We start from the raw sequence: 825 nt of genomic DNA, 5'->3' as shown, positions 1-825 counted from the left end.
CACTGCAAATGCAAGGACTATGGGTAGCTTCAAGGCCGACACGCTGCAGGGGCACTGGCACGACCCTAATGGATCTTTGGGGACGGGCATCGGCGGCGGCGGCAGCTCGGGCAGTTGGCAGATCGGAGCATCTACCGTGATGAACTTGACTCAAGTACGCAGCCCAATCGCGGACGGTACAAATGGAACTCCGCGAACGGGTAAGCAAACGGCTCCCGTCAGTGTTGCCTTTCACCCTCGCGTCCATGCATAGCCTGTCTGCCCCACTGCAAATGCGAGAACGCTTGGTTCGCGCCAGTCGGATGCATACCGATCGCATAGCCATACGATCAACACGGCGGCTGGCGGGATTACTGACCGATTGGCTTACAACAACACTGCAGGCGGGGCAGGACAACCTGGCTCGCTCGCAGTGGGCGGCACCACTTATGCCATCGGCGGTACCGAAACCCGCAGCCTCAATACCGCCTATCACCCGCGCATCCATGCGTAGGCTGTCTGCCCCACTGCAAATGCGAGAGCGCTCGGGTCTGTACAGAAAGGCTCGATTCAAGTGCTGGATAACGGCGGCAATGGAATGCTTACTTTGTCGACATATCCGAACAATGATTCGGCAACTACCAGATCGCATCTTGGATATGAACCCGTCCCGAATATTGCTGAATATGGCCAGGGCTACTTCATATCCCAAGAATCTGGAATTACGGCCAACACACTTGCGGCTCTTGGCGGCGGCGGCACCTACGGCGCTTCTCGTCCGAGAAACACGGCTTATCACCCGCGCATCCATGCGTAGGGTGTCTGCCCCACTGCAAATGCAAGGAC

General features: G+C 57.7%; 1 protein-coding gene. It reads left to right on the top strand.

Annotation, left to right across the window (positions count from 1 at the left end):
* The first annotated feature begins 361 nt into the window (after positions 1–361).
* Positions 362–493, top strand: a complete 132-nt coding sequence (locus IXC47_RS19500) for a hypothetical protein (protein WP_268247273.1) — start codon at positions 362–364, stop codon at positions 491–493.
* Positions 494–825: the final 332 nt, after the last annotated feature.

Source organism: Herminiimonas contaminans, assembly GCF_015645465.1.
Lineage (GTDB): Bacteria > Pseudomonadota > Gammaproteobacteria > Burkholderiales > Burkholderiaceae_D > Oxalicibacterium > Oxalicibacterium contaminans.
This window is presented reverse-complemented; position numbering and strand designations above follow the sequence as displayed.